This is a genomic window from Hydrogenophaga sp. (genome assembly GCF_030373225.1).
Lineage (GTDB): Bacteria > Pseudomonadota > Gammaproteobacteria > Burkholderiales > Burkholderiaceae_C > Hydrogenophaga.
In genome coordinates this window covers 13,665-29,958 of sequence record NZ_JAUCZG010000016.1, presented here as the reverse complement: position 1 = coordinate 29,958, position 16,294 = coordinate 13,665, and the positions used below count along the sequence as shown (strand labels likewise).

Genomic DNA, 16,294 nt, shown 5'->3' with positions numbered 1-16,294 from the left:
GGAAGCTTCGCGGATTGTCTCTGTTCAGTCGCCGTTTCAAGCCGCGCACACAAAAAAACCGCACGGCGGATGCGGTGCGGCTTCGTGTGTGGTGCCCGGGGCCGGAATCGAACCGGCACTCCTTTCGGAACCGGATTTTGAGTCCGGCGCGTCTACCAATTTCACCACCCGGGCGCTCTGGAATGGGATGCAAATTATGGCACAGTGCACAGGATGAACTACCCCACGATAGAAGACGCCATCGGCCACACGCCCCTGGTGGCGCTGCAGCGCATCGGTGCAGCGGACAACGCGCAGCGCGGCAATGTGGTGCTCGGCAAGCTCGAAGGCAACAACCCGGCAGGCTCGGTGAAAGACCGGCCGGCGGTCTCGATGATCCGGCGTGCCGAGGAACGCGGCGAGATCAAGCCCGGCGATACCCTCATTGAAGCCACATCGGGCAACACCGGCATCGCGCTGGCGATGGCGGCGGCGATCAAGGGTTACCGCATGGTGCTGATCATGCCCGAGGACCTCTCCATCGAGCGCGCCCAGACCATGAAGGCGTTTGGCGCCGAACTGCTCCTCACCTCCAAGAGCGGCGGCATGGAATCGGCGCGTGACCTCGCGCTGAAGATGCAGGCCGAAGGCAAGGGCCGCGTGCTCGACCAGTTCGCCAACGCCGACAACCCCCGCGTTCATTACGAGACCACCGGGCCCGAGATCTGGGAGCAGACCGGTGGGCGCATCACGCACTTCGTCAGCGCCATGGGCACCACCGGGACCATCACCGGGGTCTCGCGCTTCCTGAAGGAAAAGAATCCGGCCATCCGGATCATCGGTGCCCAGCCCAGCGAAGGCTCCCGCATCCCGGGCATCCGCAAGTGGCCCACCGAGTACCTGCCCAGGATCTACGACCCCGCCGCGGTGGACGAGCTCATTCTGGTGAGCCAGTCCGATGCCGAGTCCATGTGCCGGCAGATGGCACGCGAGGAGGGCATCTTTGCGGGCATTTCGGCAGCGGGCGCATGCTGGGTGGCCCAGCAGGTCGCGGCCCGGGTCGAGCAGGCCACCATCGTCTTCATCGTGTGCGACCGGGGAGACCGTTACCTCTCCACCGGCGTGTTCCCCGCCTGAGGCGCGCATGACCGCTGTCGAGTTCCGCCATTGCCCGCAGTGCGCCACCGCGCTGGAATGGATCACGCAAGCCGAAGACGGAGGCGACAAGCAGCGCCTGCGCTGCCCGGCCTGCGGTTTCACCCACTGGAACAATCCCACGCCGGTGCTGGCCGCCATCGTCGAACTCGACGGGCGCATCCTGCTTGCGCGCAACGCCGCCTGGTCGGGCCGCATGTTCGGGCTGATCACCGGATTCATGGAGGCGGGCGAGTCGCCCGAGGAGGGCATTCGTCGCGAGATTGCCGAAGAAACCTCTCTGGACGTGACAAAACTCACGTTGGTGGGGGTGCATGACTTTCAGCGCATGAACCAGCTCATCGTGACCTATCACGCGCTTGCGCAGGGCGAGGTCCGGCTGTCGCCGGAGCTGGCCGAGTACAAGCTCATGGCACCCGCCAACATCCGCTGCTGGCGCGCCGGCACTGGGTTTGCGCTGGCCGACTGGCTGCGCGGCCAGGGCCTGGAGCCGGTCTTCATGGAGGATGTCCAGCGGCCTGCCAACCCGGTCAGCTAGCGCAGAAAGAGTGCGTAGACACGGCGCTGGTAAAAGTCCGCGCCGCTTAGAATGCGTCCAATCCAAGGAAAGCCCCATGCACGCCGACAAAGAACTCGATGCCCGCGGACTCAACTGTCCGCTGCCCATCCTGAAAGCCAAAAAAGCGCTGGCCGACATGCACAGCGGCCAGACCCTCAAGGTGATTTCCACCGACGCGGGTTCGGTGCGTGATTTCCAGGCCTTCGCCAAACAAACCGGGAACGTGCTGGTCGACCAGCAGACCGTGGGCGAGGATCACATCACGCTGCTCAAGCGCCGCTGAAGCCGACCCCCGGTCGCTCCGACCCCATGGAAGTTCTCCTCGTCGATCCGCTGGTGCCCGAGGCGCTGTCCTGGCTGCAGGAGCGGCACGAGGTGGCCTACCGCCCCGAACTGGGGGACGACCCGGTGGAGTTGCGCAAGGCCACCTACAAGACCCGGGCCATCGTGTTGCCTCCCCATGTGGTGGTGTCCGAGGAGTTTCTCAATTTCTCTCCCAAGCTCGAGATCGTGGCGCGCATGCAGATCTCCAGCGACAACACCGACCTGGACGCCTGCGCGCGGCGCCATGTGCGGGTGCTGCAGGCGCGCAGCGCGACCGTCCGGTCCAACGCCGAATACCTGCTCTATGGCCTGCTCATGCTGTACCGCCGCGGCATGATCAGCGCGCTGCTCGGTCGCAAGATCTCCCAGGTGCGCATGGGGCGTGAACTCTCGGGCAGCACGGTGGGCCTGCTGGGCCTGGCGCCGGTGGCCCACACGCTGGCGCCCATGCTCAAGTGCCTCGGCGTGCGCCTGCTGGGTTACGACCCGGCGGTGCACCATGCAGCCTCCATCTGGGACAAGCTCGGCGTGGAGCCGGTGTCCCTGCAGGAGTTGCTGGCACGCTCCGATGCGATCTCGCTGCAGATGGTCTACGCCTCGCGTTTTCGCGGCTGGATCAACGAGCGCCTGCTCAATCACTGCAAGCCGGGCCAGCTGTGGGTGGGCGTGAGCCGCAGCACATTGTTCGACCAGGACGCCCTGGCGCTGGCCTTGTGCGACGGGCGCATCGACGCCTGCTTGATGGACGGTGCCAACCCGCAGTTCGCTGCCGAAGGCACACCCCTGCACGGCATTCCCAACCTGCACCTCACGCCGCGCCTCGGTTCGCACACCCGCGAGGCCAAGTTGCGCGCGAGCTGGTATGTGGCCCACCGCATCCATGAAACCCTGTCACCCCACGCGGTGGGGCATGACGGTGCTGCGAGCGACTTCACCGTGCTGGACAGCATCGGGTACCACGAGCCCGAAGACCCGCAGGCGGTCACGCCCTCGCAGTGGGGCTCGATCGCCTTGCACAGGGGCTGACCCCCGGCACGAGGGGTGCCACCCCCCGCCGCCGGAGCGATCTGGTGGGTTCTCTGTCAGGCGCCCAGCCGCTGCAGCTGTTCGCGCATCTTCTCCAGCGTGGCCGTGAAGTCGGCCACGCGTTTTCTTTCCTGGTCGATCACCGCCGGCGGGGCCTTGGCCACGAAGGCTTCGTTGGACAGCTTGGCGGTGGCCTTGGTGATCTCGCCCTCCAGCCGCGCGGCTTCCTTGCCCAGGCGCAGTTTTTCGGCGGCCAGGTCGATCTCCATGAACAGGCACAGGCGGGCCTCGCCGACCACGGCCACCGGTGCCGCCTGCGCTGCAGCGGCCCACGCCGCTTCGTCGGTGAACACCTTCACCTCGTTGAGTTTGGCCAGGCCCTGCAGCACCGGGCCCATGGCCTGCATCCACGCGGTGTCGCCCAGCACGTACAGCGGCAGACGCGTGGCGGGCGACACGCTCATCTCGCCGCGCAGGTTGCGGCAGGCGTCCACCAGCGCCTTGAGCTTGTTGACGTGCGCGATCGCCGCCTCGTCGATCTTGTTCAACTGGGCTTGCGGGTAGCGCGCGATGCTCACCGATTCGCCGGGCAGGCCCGCCACCGGCGCGACCTTCTGCCACAGCTCTTCGGTGATGAACGGGATCACCGGATGCGCCAGGCGCAGGATGGCCTCGAGCGTGCGGATCAGCGTCCGGCGGGTGGCGCGCTGCTGTGAGGCGTCGCCGGTCTGTATCTGGACCTTGGCGATTTCCAGGTACCAGTCGCAGAACTCGTTCCAGACGAAGTCGTAGAGGGTGTTGGCAACATTGTCCAGCCGGTACTCGGCAAAGCCTTTGGCCACCTCGGCCTCGGTCTGCTGCAGCAGCGAGCTGATCCAGCGGTCGGCCTGGCTGAAGCTGAGGTAGCCGTGGAAGGGCTGGCCCACCGCGCACTGTTCCTGGGTGTGCTCCTGCAGGCCGCAGTCCTGACCTTCGCAGTTCATCAAGGTGAAGCGCGTGGCGTTCCAGAGCTTGTTGCAGAAGTTGCGGTAGCCCTCGCAGCGCTTGCTGTCGAAGTTGATGCTGCGTCCCAGCGAGGCGAGCGCGGCGAAGGTGAAGCGCAGGGCGTCGGCACCGTAGGCCGGAATGCCGTCCGGGAATTCCTTTTCGGTCTGCTTGCGCACCTTGGGCGCGGTCTCGGGCTTGCGCAGGCCGGTGGTGCGCTTGTCCAGCAAGGGCGCGAGCGCGATGCCGTCGATCAGGTCCACCGGGTCGAGCACGTTGCCCTCGCTCTTGCTCATCTTCTGGCCCTGCGCATCGCGCACCAGGCCGTGGATGTAGACGTGCCTGAACGGCACGCGACCGGTGAAGTGCGTCGTCATCATGATCATCCGGGCGACCCAGAAGAAGATGATGTCGTAGCCGGTCACCAGCACGGTGCTGGGCAGGTAGAGGTTGTAGTCCGACAACTCCTGGTCGCCCTGAACGGCGTTGTCGGACTGGGGCCATCCCATGGTGCTGAACGGCACCAGGGCCGACGAATACCAGGTATCGAGCACGTCGGGGTCGCGCACGAGTGTCTGGCCCGGGGCCTGGGCCTGGGCCTGGGCCTCGCTGCGCGCCACGATCACGTTGCCCGCTTCGTCGTACCAGGCCGGGATCTGGTGGCCCCACCAGAGCTGGCGGCTGATGCACCAGTCCTGGATGTTGTTCATCCACTGGTTGTAGGTGTTGATCCAGTTCTCGGGCACGAACTTGACCTCGCCCGACTGCACGGCCGCGATCGCCTTGTCGGCAATCGACGTGCCGCTGGTGTTCTTCTCGTTGCCCCTGGACTGCATGGCGACGAACCACTGGTCGGTGAGCATGGGTTCGATCACCTGGCCGCTGCGGGCGCAGCGCGGCACCATGAGCTTGTGCTTCCTGGTTTCCACCAGCAGGCCGGCGGCCTCGAGGTCGGCCACCACCGCCTTGCGCGCCACGAAGCGGTCCATGCCCTGGTATTTCGCCGGCGCGTTTTCGTTGATCGCGGCGTCCAGTGTCAGCACACCGATGACGGGCAGTCCGTGGCGCTGGCCCACCGCATGGTCGTTGGCGTCGTGCGCCGGGGTGACCTTGACCACGCCGGTGCCGAAGGCGCGGTCCACATAGGCGTCGGCGATCACCGGGATGTCGCGATCGCACAGGGGCAGGTGCACCGTCTTGCCGATCAGGTGGGTGTAACGCTCGTCTTCCGGGTGGACCATCACCGCCACGTCACCGAGCAGGGTTTCAGGGCGGGTGGTGGCCACGGTGAGCGAACCGCTGCCGTCGGACAGCGGGTAGGCAATGTGCCACAGCGAGCCTTCTTCTTCCTCGCTCTCGACCTCGAGATCGGACACCGCGGTCTTGAGCACCGGATCCCAGTTCACCAGGCGTTTGCCGCGGTAGATCAGGCCCTGCTCGTAGAGGCGCACAAAGGTCTCGGTCACCACGCTCGAGAGCTTGGCGTCCATGGTGAAGTACTCGCGGCTCCAGTCCACGCTGTCGCCCATTCGGCGCATCTGCGTGGTGATGGTGTTGCCGCTCTCTTCCTTCCACTCCCAGACCTTGGCCACGAAGTTCTTGCGCGCTTCGGCGGGCGTGGGGCCCATGTCGTGGCGGCTGATGCCCCTGGCCTGCAACTGGCGCTCCACCACGATCTGCGTGGCAATGCCGGCGTGGTCGGTGCCGGGCACCCAGACCGTGTTCGCGCCGGCCATGCGGTGGTAGCGCGTGAGGCTGTCCATGATGGTCTGGTTGAACGCGTGGCCCATGTGCAGCGTGCCGGTCACATTGGGCGGGGGCAACTGGATCGCGAACGACGCAGCGTCGGCCCGGGGTGCGCCCGTGCCACGGAAGCCAGCCATGCCGTAGCCGCGCTTCTCCCACTCGGGGCCCCAGCGGGCTTCGAGCGGAGCGGGTTCGAACGATTTGGCCAGGGATTGCAGGCCGGGTTGGTTCAGGGTGTCGGTCATGGGGCGCGCCAAAAATGGAAACGGCATCCCGCAGGATGCCGTGAGGGGAAATGGGGGTACCCGCGGATTTTATTCGACCGGTCCCTCAGCCCGGGCTGGCGGGCGCATCGCGCGCGGCGTCGATGCAGGCCTTGAGCACCTGCGCGTCACCGATCTGGTTGGCCAGCAGCAGGATCAGGCGCGCGTTGAGCAGCTCCGAGTGGTCGCGCGAGAGACCCGCGTGGGCGTCGAGCAGGTGTTCGTAGAACGCGTCGGCGTCCTGGAATTCGTTGGTGGTCTTCATGCTGGTTCTCCGCGCAGGCCCAGCGATCGCTCGATGGCCGCGACCAGTTGGGCATTGATGGCCTCTCCCGTGGCCGCCAGGTAACCGTCCGGGCGCACCAGCGCCCAGGCCTGGCCATCTGCGAGGCAGGCGCCTTGCAGGTGGCCCCGGGGGTCGCGCACATGCTCCAGGGCCTGGGCCGTGCCCCGGGCGCCGAGCACCTGAACGCTGCGCACCGGTGCGTCCAGGCACAGGCGGCGCAGGCGCTGCAGGGTGGTCGGTGGCAGTTCGCCGAAGGCCAGCACGAGCAGGTCGCCGTGGGCCCAGCTGATCAGGTCGTTCACATCGCCCGACGATCCGTCCGCCCATTCGAAGCCCACGTTCTGCACCGACTGGCCTGCCGCACCGGTCGGTGCATAGGTGCAGGCGCGTGAGTGGGCGTAGGCATTGGCCACGGCCATGCGGCCGGTGTTGATGAGTGCGCGGGCAAACGGGTGTTGTTTCGCCAGGCCGATGGCGGCCTGGCGAAACACGCGCTCGGTACCGTCGGCCGGGCGCAGGAAACGCGCGGTGCGGTTGGTCACGCTGACGTTTTGCCGGGCTGCGTCCAGGCGCTCGTCGTTGTAGCTCTCCAGCAGCGCACCGTCGGCCTTGCCGCTGAGCACGGCGGCCAGTTTCCAGGCCAGGTTGTCGGCGTCGGCCACGCCGGTGTTGCCGCCGCGCGCGCCGAACGGGCTCACCACCTTGGCCGAGTCACCCATCAGGAACACACGGCCGTGGCGCATGGCGTGCACGCACTCGCTGCGGTAGGCGTACGGCCCGACCCAGACGATGTCGACCTGCACGTCGGCGCCGAACTGGCGCGCCAGGCGCTCGCGCACCACGTCTTCGCGGCTCACGGCCTCGGGGTCGGCGTTGGGCGCCATCTGGTAGTCGATGCGCCAGACGTCGTCGGCCATGAGGTGCTGCCACACCGCGCGGTTGTCATTGAAAGGTGCTTCGATCCAGGTGTGGCGCTCTTGCGGCGGGTGGGTGGAGAAGCGCACGTCGGCGATGCACCAGCGGTCGTCGCCGCGCTTGCTGTCGAAGGGCACGTTCAGCCACTTGCGCAGCGGGCTGTGCGAGCCGCTGGCGTCGATCACGTGCTCGGCCTCCAGCTGGTAAGGGCCAGCTGGCGTTTCGATCGTCAGCGTGGCGAAGTCGGCGTTCTGCTCGAAGGCGGTGAGGCGGTTCTGCCAGCGCAGTTCGACCGCGCCGAGTTCCTGGATGCGCTCGACCAGGAAACCTTCGATGTAGAACTGCTGGATGTTGATGAAGGGCGGCTGGCGCGAGAGGTGGAAGTTGCCTTGCTGGCGCAAGTCGAAGCTGTAGACCTCGTCGTGGCCGGCGAAGGTGCGGCCCACGCTCCACTGCACCCCCTTGGCCGCGATGCGTTCGTAGAGTCCGAGGCGCTGAAAAATCTCGAGCGACTTCTGCGTGTAGCAGATGCCGCGCGACGAGGCTCCCTTCACGCCGACGGTGTTGTCTTCGTCGATCAGCACCGCCCGCACGCCCAGGTGCGCCAGCGAACAGGCCATGGTGAGGCCGGTGATGCCGCCACCCACGATGACCACGGGGTGTCGCACCCGACGGTTGGCATGGAGTTCCGGCGGCTCAACAAACGGGTATTGCGGCAACTCGTAGCCCGCGCCGGCGGCGAACTCGTAGCTGTTGGTGAGCGCCGTCTCGCGCCAGGTCGTCATGGGCATGCGTCTTTCCTTGCTGGGTGTGTCTTGCCGTGGTGTGCCGCAACCGGGCAGCTCAGGCCTTCGCGCGTCCACCCACTTCGGGTCGATCGTTTTGCTGCGGCTTCAGGGGTTCGGCCGTGTGGCCCTCGGCCCGTTCCCGGCGCCACTGTTCCTTGCGCCGGGTCCATTCGGCCAGCCGCGCATGCGCCGTCTTGCTCTCTTCGAGCATCTCGAACTCGTCGGCCAGTTGCGCCGTGAGTTCCAGCCGGATGCCGTTCGGATCGAAAAAGTAAATGCTCTTGAAGATGTGGTGGTCGGTCACGCCCAGCACCTCGATGCCGCTGGCCTGCAGACGCGCCTTGGTGTCTTCGAGCTCGCGCTCGGTGTTCACGCGAAAGCTGATGTGGTTGACCCACTTCGGCGTGTTCGGGCTGGGCAACGCAGCCTCGTCGTCGCCGAGGTCGAAGAAGGCAATGAAGGAGCCGTCCTGCAGGCGGAAGAAGAAGTGCGTGTACGGGCAGTACTCGCCCGTGCTGGGCACGTGGTCGCTCTGGATGATGTGGTAGAGCGGCAGGCCCAGGATGTCCTCGTAGAAGCGGCGCGTTTCCTCGGCATCCCTGGCCCGGTGGGCGAAGTGGTGCAACTGCTGGATCGGGGCCGGAGCGGGCAGGGTGGCGGGCTTCATGGGTGTCTCCTCAAGGTCGGTCGGGATTCAACATTATGCAATTCATTTCGTTTAGTGCAATCATTGAATCGGTGTTCCGGGAGTTTGCGGCTTTGCTGCCGGCTTGTCGACCCAGCCTGGAAGGGGATATCCACCGGGTTCGTCCGATAGAGCAATGCAATGCCCCGCATAGCCCGGAACAATTGGACGCAGACGTCCGTCAGGGCTAAGGTTTGCCGGTCTCTGCGGATGCAGACAGCTTTCTGCACCTGTCGAGCGCTTCTTCAACCCACGAAAGGAGAACCCCATGCCCGCATTGAAAGGCTCGAAAACCGAGCAGTGCCTGAAAGACGCCTTCGCCGGCGAATCCCAGGCCAACCGCCGCTACCTGTACTTCGCGAACAAGGCCGACGTGGAAGGCCAGAACGACGTGGCCGCCCTGTTCCGCTCCACCGCCGAAGGCGAAACCGGCCATGCACACGGCCACCTGGAGTTCCTGGAGCAGTCGGGTGACCCGGCCACCGGCATGCCGATCGGCTCCACGCGCGACAACCTCGCCTCGGCCGTGGCTGGTGAGACCCACGAGTACACCGACATGTACCCCGGCATGGCCAAGACCGCGCGCGAGGAAGGTTTCGACGAGGTGGCCGACTGGTTCGAGACCTTGGCCAAGGCCGAGCGCTCGCACGCCAACCGCTACACCAAGGCCTTGAACGAACTGGTGGATTGAGAGGGCTCACCCCCGCAGCGCTTCGCGCGACCTCTGCAAGGGGTGACACCTGCGGCCTGGCCGAGCCATGGCCGCGGTGTCCTGGAAGCTGCGCTCACTGGAGCGCAGCGTTTTCGTCAGGGCTTGCGGAGCCCTGACGAAAACCTGGTGAAGTTGTTTCTTTCGACGAGGACCCCATGGCCACAGAAGGCAATCTGCAGGCGCCCACGCGGCATGCGCTGGACTGGAAAAACCCGGACTTTCACGACGAGGAGAAGTGCTTCCACGAGCTGGAGCGCATCTTCGACATCTGCCACGGTTGCCGCCGCTGTGTGAGCCTGTGCGGCTCCTTTCCCACCTTGTTCGATCTGGTCGACGAGAGCAAGACCATGGAGGTCGACGGCGTCGACAAGAAGGATTACTGGAAGGTGGTGGACCAGTGCTACATGTGCGACCTCTGCTACATGACCAAGTGCCCCTACACGCCGCCGCACGAATGGAACCTGGACTTCCCGCACACCATGCTGCGGGCCAAGGCGATCAAGTTCAAAAAGGGCGAGGTCGGTGCTGCCGAAAAATTCCTCGCTTCCACCGACGTGCATGGCCAGTTCGCGGGCATCCCGATCGTGGTGCAGGCGGTCAACGCGATCAACAAGACGAAGCTGGCCCGCAACGTGATGGAAAGCGTGGCCGGCGTTGACAAGGAAGCCTGGCTGCCCGAACTCGCGACGAAACGGTTTCGCTCGTCGGCACCCGAGGCCAGCGCCACGGTCGTGAAGGACGGCGAGAAGACGCCGGGCAAGGTGGCGATCTTCGCCACCTGCTATGTCAACTACAACGAGCCCGGCATCGGCCTGGACCTGCTCAGGATCCTCGACCACAACGACATTCCGTACGTGATCGTGGAGAAGGAGAAATGCTGCGGCATGCCCAAGCTGGAACTGGGTGACCTCGACTCGGTGCAGGCGAGCAAGGAGGCCAACATCCCGGTGCTCGCCAAGTACGCCAGGGACGGATTCGCCATCCTTTCGGCGGTGCCGAGCTGCTCGCTGATGTTCAAGCAGGAAATTCCGCTGATGTTCCCCGACGACGCCGACACCCAGCTCGTGAAGGAGCATGTGTGGGACCCGTTTGAATACCTCATGGCCCGCAAGCGCGACGGGCTGCTCAAGACGGAATTTCCGCAGAAACTGGGCAAGGTGAGCTACCAGATCCCGTGCCACGGCCGGGTGCAGAACATCGGTCGCAAGACCGAGGAAATGCTCAAGATGATTCCGGACACGACCCTCAACACCATTGAACGCTGCTCGGGCCATGCCGGCACCTTCGGTGTGAAGAAGGCCACCCACCAGACCGCCATGAAGATCGGCAAGCCGGTGTTCAAGGCCATGGCCACCATGAAGGACGGCAGCCAGCCGGACTACATCAGTTCGGACTGCCCGCTCGGCGGCCACCACATTGCACAGGGCTTTGAAGTGAACGGTCTGGGTGCGCCCGAACTGCAGCACCCATTGAGCCTGGTGGCGCGCGCCTACGGACTGAAATAAGGAGACCCCATGCAACTCACCGGCCACATCACCGCCGACTCGCTCATGAGCCTGGAGGCCTACACCAAGTGGCGCAAGGTCCACAAGCCCGATGTCATCGCACACCGCAAGCTGCGCAGCGTGCAGCTGGGGGAGCACATCAACCTGCAGTTCGAGAGCGAGACCACCATCCGTTACCAGATCCAGGAAATGCTGCGCATCGAGAAGGTGTTCGAGGAAGAGGGCATCCAGCAGGAGATCGAGGCCTATGCGCCGCTCGTGCCCGACGGCTCCAACTGGAAGGCCACGATGATGATCGAGTACACCGACATCAACGAACGCAAGCGCGAACTCGCCCGCCTGATCGGCGTGGAAGACCGCATGTTCGTCGAGGTCGAAGGCCATGCGCGTGTCTACGCCATTGCCGACGAAGACCTCGACCGCGAGAACGATGTCAAGACCTCCGCCGTGCACTTTGTGCGTTTCGAATTCACACCGGCGATGCGCGCCGCCATCCAGGCCGGCGCTGCTGTCAAGATCGGCTGCGATCACACCCACTACCCCGCCCATGTGCAGGTGTCTCCCGAGACGCTGGCCTCTCTGGCGGGCGACCTGCGCTAGGGCGGTGGCGGTGGCGGTGGCGATAATCAGGGCTTCCCTCGGGAAGCCCTTTTTCATGGCCCGACCGCATCCACCCGAACCCGACCGGACCTTCCTCCCATGCTGTTCCTGCTTTCCCCTGCCAAGGCGCTCGACTACGAGTCCCCGCGCCCCGAGGCTCCCCACACCCAGCCGCTGTTCGTGAAACAGGCGGCCGAGCTGATCGACGTTCTTCGTGGGCAGTCGCCGCAACAGATCGCCGGGCTCATGAAGTTGTCCGACACCCTGTCGGGGCTGAACGTGGCGCGCTACCAGGCCTGGCAGCCGACGTTCACCGCGAAGAATTCCCGGCAGGCCGTGCTCGCCTTCGACGGTGATGTCTACGGTGGCCTCGATGCGAAATCCCTCACCGGTCCCGACCTCGACTGGCTGCAGCAGCACCTGTGCATCCTCAGCGGCCTCTACGGTGTGCTGCGTCCGCTCGACCGCATGCAGCCCTACCGGCTGGAGATGGGCACGCGCCTGCCCACCCACCGGGGCAAGAACCTGTATGCGTTCTGGGGTCGCCAGATCGCAGACCACCTCAATGAACGCGCGCGCGCCGACCTGAGCCCGGTGGTGATCAACCTCGCCAGCGAGGAATACTTCAAGGCCGTCGACCGCAAGGTGCTGCTGCCGCGCGTGGTGACCTGTGTGTTCGAGGAGCGCAAGGCCGATGGTTACAAGGTCATCAGCTTCATGGCCAAGCGTGCGCGCGGACTCATGGTGCGTCACGCGGTGCAGCACCGCGTCACCACACCCGAGCAGCTCAAACACTTCGACCTGGAAGGCTACCGCTTCAACAGCGCCGCCTCCGGGCCCGACCGCCTGGTGTTCCGCCGCGAGGCCAGGGCTTGAGGAGATGACCATGAACCAGCCGATCACCCCCGAATTGCGCCAGTGGATCGTGGAGCAAGCCGCCGCCGGCTTCTCGCGCGACGCCGTGCTGGCCGCCATGGTGGCTTCGGGCTGGCAACAACCGGTGGCGCTCGCAGCACTGAACGTCACCTGGAAAGACCCTGTGCCGGTGGCGGTTCAACCGGCCGCACCGGTGCGTCGCGAAGCCGCTGCTGCCTTGCGGCGGCTGCCCGACCTCGACCTGAGCCAGTCGCCGCGCCAGATCGATGCCGGTGACCGCATGGTCGATGTGATCGTGGCCTTGAGCCAGCCGCGCGTGGTGGTGCTGGGCAACCTGCTCAGTGCCGAGGAGTGCGAAGCCCTGATCGAATCGGCCCGCCCGCAGCTCGCGCGCTCGCTCACCGTGGCCATCAAGACCGGCGGCGAAGAGCTCAACCCGGATCGCACCAGCAGCGGCATGTTCTTCACGCGCGGGCAGACGCCCGAGGTGGCGCGCATCGAAGCGCGCATCGCCCGCCTGCTCAACTGGCCGCTGGTCAACGGCGAGGGCTTTCAGGTGCTGCACTACCGCCCGGGCGCCGAGTACAAGCCGCACTACGACTACTTCGACCCCGACGAACCGGGCACGCCGAGCATCCTCAAGCGCGGCGGGCAGCGCCTGGCCACGCTGGTGATGTACCTGAGCGAGCCCGCGCGCGGTGGCGGCACCACCTTCCCCGACATCGGGCTCGAGGTGGCGCCGGTGCGCGGCAACGCCGTGTTCTTCAGCTACGACCGGCCTCACCCCTCGACCCGCACGCTGCACGGCGGCGCGCCGGTGATCGAGGGCGAGAAGTGGGTGGCCACGAAATGGCTGCGCGAGCGCGAATTCGTCTGAAGCGCCAGGCATGACCATCACCCCAGGCCTTCTTCCCGACATGACCCAGAACACCCCCGAACAATCGCAACTCGGCCAGGCCTCGGCCTATGTGGACCAATACGACGCGAGCCTGCTGTTTCCCCTGCCGCGCGAGACCAAGCGGCGCGAGATCGGCATCACCGGCAGCGTGCCCTTTCTGGGCGCCGACCTCTGGACCGCGTTCGAGCTCAGCTGGCTGAACCCGCGTGGCAAGCCGCAGGTGGCCGTGGCGCACATCACCGTGCCATGCGAGAGCACGCACATCGTCGAGAGCAAGTCGTTCAAGCTCTACCTCAACAGCTTCAACAACAGCATTTTCGCCAGTGCCGATGCGGTGCGCGAGCGCATCCGTGCCGATGTGAGCACCGCCATCTGGCACGGCGGCGCGCTGCTGTCCAGCGCGGGCGTGAAGCTGCTGCTGCCCGAGCACCTGGAGCGTGAGCGGGTGCAGGAACTCTCGGGCCTGTCGATCGACCGCCTGGACGTGGAGTGCACGCGCTACCAGCCCGCGCCCGAGCTGCTGAGCGCCGCGCTCGATGAAAAGCCGGTGGACGAAACCCTGGTGAGCCACCTGCTCAAAAGCAACTGCCTGGTGACCGGCCAGCCCGACTGGGGCAGCGTGCAGATCAGCTACAGCGGCCCGCAGATCGACCAGGCCGGGCTGCTGCAGTACATCGTGAGCTTTCGCAACCACAACGAATTCCATGAGCAGTGCGTGGAGCGCATCTACATGGACATCCTGGCGCGCTGCCGGCCCACCAAGCTGGCGGTGTATGCGCGTTACACCCGCCGCGGTGGCCTGGACATCAACCCCTGGCGCACCAGCCATCCCCAGTCGCCACCGGCCAACGTGCGCACCGCCCGGCAGTGAGCGCGGCCGGCGCGGTTCAGAGCATTTTCTGGATCAGCGCGCCCTTGAACAGCACCGGCCCGGTCGGGCCGCGTTCGCTCGGCACACCGCCCCTGGGTTCCAGGCTGATGGCCAGTGTCGGCACTTCGCGCACGTCGGCAACGCCTGCGGCGAGTTGCAGCAGGCGGTCCTGGCCCAGCACGCCCAGCGAGCGTGGACCGCCCGACGGCGGCAGCGCCCACAGCTGCAGCGACTTGTCGCTGGCTTCCTGGAACCCACCCACGCGCTGCAGGGTGAGCTGACCGTTTTTCGGGTTGAAGGTGACCAGCATGGAGGCGTTGGCCTGGTCGTCGTTGAGCACCGCCACGTACTCGATCACCGGGGCGGCTTCCAGTCGGGCCTGCAGGTCGTCGATCTGCGCGCCCAGGTTGTCGCGCAGACCCGCCACGGTGACCAGGGCGAACACGGTGGCCAGCGCGCCGGCGGCGGTGGCGCCGCGCCACAGCGCCAGGCTGCGCAGCCAGCCACTGGCGGGCCGCTGGGCGGCGTCGGCGCGCGCGGCGGCCATCGCCTGCCGCTGGCTGTCGCCCTGCACCAGGTTTTCGATGCGCGTCCACACGGCGGGTGCGGGCGGTTGCGCCGACTGCAGTTCGTTCAGGCTGGCCACACGGCTTTGCCACACCAGGGCGGCGGCGCGCACCGGGGCCTGCTCGCGGGCCATGGCTTCGAAGCGGCGGCGTGCACCACCGCGCAGGGTGCCCAGCGCGTGGGCAGCAGCGAGACGGTCGAGGAGTTCGGGGTGCTGGATCAGGTTCATGACGTTGCCCTCACGCAAAGCGCGCCATGCAGGTGCGCAATTGATCGAGCCCGCGCCGGATCCAGGTTTTCACGGTGCCCAGCGGCAGGCTCAGCTGCTCGGCCAGTTCGCTGTGGCTGAGGTCGCGCAGGTAGGCCAGGCTCACCACCTCCCGCTGGCGGTTCTCCAGTTGGCCCAGGCACTGGTGCAGGGCCCAGGCTTGCTGGCTGGCCAGCGTGGTGTCCATCGGGTTGGGCGAATCGCCCTCCATCGTGTCTGCCATCGCGTCGTCGATGTCGTCGGTGAGGTGGCTGCGCTCCGCGCTGCGCCGGCGCAAGCCGTCGAGCGATCGGCTGCGCACGATCAGCCCGAGCCAGGCCATGGGTGGGCTCAGCGTTGCGCGGTAGTCGCCCGCGCTGCGCCAGATCTGCAGAAAGGTTTCCTGCAGCGCGTCTTCGGCCCATTCGCTTTTTCCCACCACGCGCATCGACAGGCCATACAGCTTGGACGAGGTCAGGTCGTACAAGGCCTTGAGGGCGGCTTCGTCGCGCCGGGCCACACGGTCGATGAGTTCGATCAGCAGGTCGTCGGGTTGTGCGCTCATGCGGGCATTGTGCGGCACCGGCTGGCCCCATGCCGGCGCCGGGGCTTGCGAGAACACCGAGGTGAGCTTCATGGGCGGCGCCGGCGGGGCTGGACCTGCGTGGGCACGCTCAGCGCCGTGACCGGCGTGATGTTGACGGCCAGCGGCGGCGCATCCAGGATCTGATCGGCGTGCACCACACGCACCCTGGCCGCACCTTCGGGCACACCCTGCAGCGTGGCCACACCGCTCGCATCCGTCTTCACGGTCCAGGGCGAGTCGGCCACAAAAATGAAGCCGCGCATCGAGCCATGCAGGTGGCAACCCAGTTGCACCGCGCCGGCCTGGCCCAGGATCACCTCTGCGCCCGCCACCTCCCTGCCGTCGACCCGGCCATCGAGCCGCAGCTCGAACCCTGGCTGGGCGCCGGGGTTGAGCGACGCCAGGCCGGCAGGCCTGCCACGCACATGGTGTTCCCAGCGGTCGAGGTTGGTGAAGGTCACCTTCGAGCCCAGCGGCAGCACGCTGGTGGCGGGCACGAACTGCATCTTCTGCTGGTGGATCACGGCCGAGACCGGTGCCGGTGCGGCCGGCTTGATGCCCGATGCGGATTCGATGACCACCACCGCATCGGGCAGCGGTTGGCCGTCGCGCCCGAGCACGGTCACCTGCACGGTGGCGGCCTGTGCGGCGGTGGACAACAGGGTGGCGGCGGCGATCAGCCCGGCGGCGAGGTGCGGATGTTTCATGGTCGGTCCTGGCGG

The 16,294-nt window shown here is 66.4% G+C and carries 17 protein-coding genes and 1 tRNA gene; 10 read left to right on the top strand and 8 right to left on the bottom strand.

Translation table 11 applies throughout. The annotated features are described in order from the left end of the window. Positions 1 to 89 precede the first annotated feature (89 nt). Positions 90 to 174, bottom strand: a tRNA-Leu gene (locus tag QUV35_RS10755). Positions 175 to 213: 39 nt separating this feature from the next. On the opposite strand from QUV35_RS10755, the gene cysM reads away from it, so the two are divergent. From cysM to QUV35_RS10735, 4 genes are all read left to right on the top strand, one after another. Continuing rightward, a complete protein-coding gene (cysM, locus tag QUV35_RS10750; protein ID WP_300873526.1) occupies positions 214 to 1,116 on the top strand; it encodes a cysteine synthase CysM in 903 nt (300 codons plus the stop codon). A gap of 7 nt (positions 1,117 to 1,123) precedes the next feature. Continuing rightward, positions 1,124 to 1,672 (top strand): NUDIX domain-containing protein, encoded by a 549-nt coding sequence (locus QUV35_RS10745; RefSeq protein WP_300873524.1) that lies wholly within the window; start codon positions 1,124 to 1,126, stop codon positions 1,670 to 1,672. A 76-nt stretch (positions 1,673 to 1,748) separates the two neighbouring features. Then, complete coding sequence (locus QUV35_RS10740) at positions 1,749 to 1,976, top strand: sulfurtransferase TusA family protein (RefSeq protein WP_300873522.1); 228 nt, start codon at positions 1,749 to 1,751, stop codon at positions 1,974 to 1,976. Between the two features lie 26 nt (positions 1,977 to 2,002). After that, positions 2,003 to 3,043 (top strand): NAD(P)-dependent oxidoreductase, encoded by a 1,041-nt coding sequence (locus QUV35_RS10735; RefSeq protein WP_300873520.1) that lies wholly within the window; start codon positions 2,003 to 2,005, stop codon positions 3,041 to 3,043. 56 nt (positions 3,044 to 3,099) lie between these two features. Here QUV35_RS10735 and QUV35_RS10730 read toward each other — a convergent pair whose 3' ends face one another. From QUV35_RS10730 to QUV35_RS10715, 4 genes are all read right to left on the bottom strand, one after another. Next, entirely contained in the window at positions 3,100 to 6,018 is a 2,919-nt protein-coding gene (locus QUV35_RS10730) for a valine--tRNA ligase (protein WP_300873518.1), read from the bottom strand. 85 nt (positions 6,019 to 6,103) lie between these two features. Continuing rightward, positions 6,104 to 6,301, bottom strand: a complete 198-nt coding sequence (locus tag QUV35_RS10725; protein WP_300873516.1) for a DUF2783 domain-containing protein — start codon at positions 6,299 to 6,301, stop codon at positions 6,104 to 6,106. After that, positions 6,298 to 8,028: an FAD-dependent oxidoreductase gene (locus QUV35_RS10720; RefSeq protein ID WP_300873514.1), complete on the bottom strand. Its 1,731-nt coding sequence runs from the start codon at positions 8,026 to 8,028 to the stop codon at positions 6,298 to 6,300. Before QUV35_RS10720 ends, QUV35_RS10725 begins: the two co-directional genes overlap by 4 nt. Before the next feature lie 52 nt (positions 8,029 to 8,080). Further along, positions 8,081 to 8,692 carry a VOC family protein gene (locus tag QUV35_RS10715; RefSeq protein WP_300873512.1) on the bottom strand — a complete coding sequence of 204 codons (612 nt, stop codon included), beginning with the start codon at positions 8,690 to 8,692 and terminating at the stop codon, positions 8,081 to 8,083. 286 nt (positions 8,693 to 8,978) lie between these two features. On the opposite strand from QUV35_RS10715, the gene QUV35_RS10710 reads away from it, so the two are divergent. The 6 genes from QUV35_RS10710 (at position 8,979) to queF (ending at position 14,172) form a co-directional block, all read left to right on the top strand. Further along, entirely contained in the window at positions 8,979 to 9,401 is a 423-nt protein-coding gene (locus QUV35_RS10710) for a rubrerythrin family protein (protein WP_300873510.1), read from the top strand. 176 nt (positions 9,402 to 9,577) lie between these two features. Next, complete coding sequence (locus tag QUV35_RS10705) at positions 9,578 to 10,927, top strand: heterodisulfide reductase-related iron-sulfur binding cluster (protein WP_300873509.1); 1,350 nt, start codon at positions 9,578 to 9,580, stop codon at positions 10,925 to 10,927. 9 nt (positions 10,928 to 10,936) lie between these two features. After that, complete coding sequence (locus QUV35_RS10700; protein ID WP_300873507.1) at positions 10,937 to 11,527, top strand: DUF3501 family protein; 591 nt, start codon at positions 10,937 to 10,939, stop codon at positions 11,525 to 11,527. 99 nt (positions 11,528 to 11,626) lie between these two features. After that, entirely contained in the window at positions 11,627 to 12,403 is a 777-nt protein-coding gene (gene yaaA / locus QUV35_RS10695) for a peroxide stress protein YaaA (protein WP_300873506.1), read from the top strand. 10 nt (positions 12,404 to 12,413) lie between these two features. Continuing rightward, entirely contained in the window at positions 12,414 to 13,280 is an 867-nt protein-coding gene (locus tag QUV35_RS10690; protein ID WP_300873505.1) for a 2OG-Fe(II) oxygenase, read from the top strand. Between the two features lie 40 nt (positions 13,281 to 13,320). Then, positions 13,321 to 14,172 (top strand): NADPH-dependent 7-cyano-7-deazaguanine reductase QueF, encoded by an 852-nt coding sequence (queF, locus tag QUV35_RS10685; RefSeq protein WP_300873644.1) that lies wholly within the window; start codon positions 13,321 to 13,323, stop codon positions 14,170 to 14,172. Between the two features lie 16 nt (positions 14,173 to 14,188). Here queF and QUV35_RS10680 read toward each other — a convergent pair whose 3' ends face one another. The 3 genes from QUV35_RS10680 to QUV35_RS10670 form a co-directional block, all read right to left on the bottom strand. Then, on the bottom strand, positions 14,189 to 14,968 hold the full coding sequence (locus tag QUV35_RS10680) for an anti-sigma factor (protein ID WP_300873504.1): 780 nt from the start codon (positions 14,966 to 14,968) through the stop codon (positions 14,189 to 14,191). A 10-nt stretch (positions 14,969 to 14,978) separates the two neighbouring features. Beyond that, complete coding sequence (locus QUV35_RS10675; RefSeq protein WP_300873642.1) at positions 14,979 to 15,551, bottom strand: sigma-70 family RNA polymerase sigma factor; 573 nt, start codon at positions 15,549 to 15,551, stop codon at positions 14,979 to 14,981. Positions 15,552 to 15,619: 68 nt separating this feature from the next. Beyond that, a complete protein-coding gene (locus QUV35_RS10670) occupies positions 15,620 to 16,279 on the bottom strand; it encodes a plastocyanin (RefSeq protein ID WP_300873503.1) in 660 nt (219 codons plus the stop codon). Positions 16,280 to 16,294: the final 15 nt, after the last annotated feature.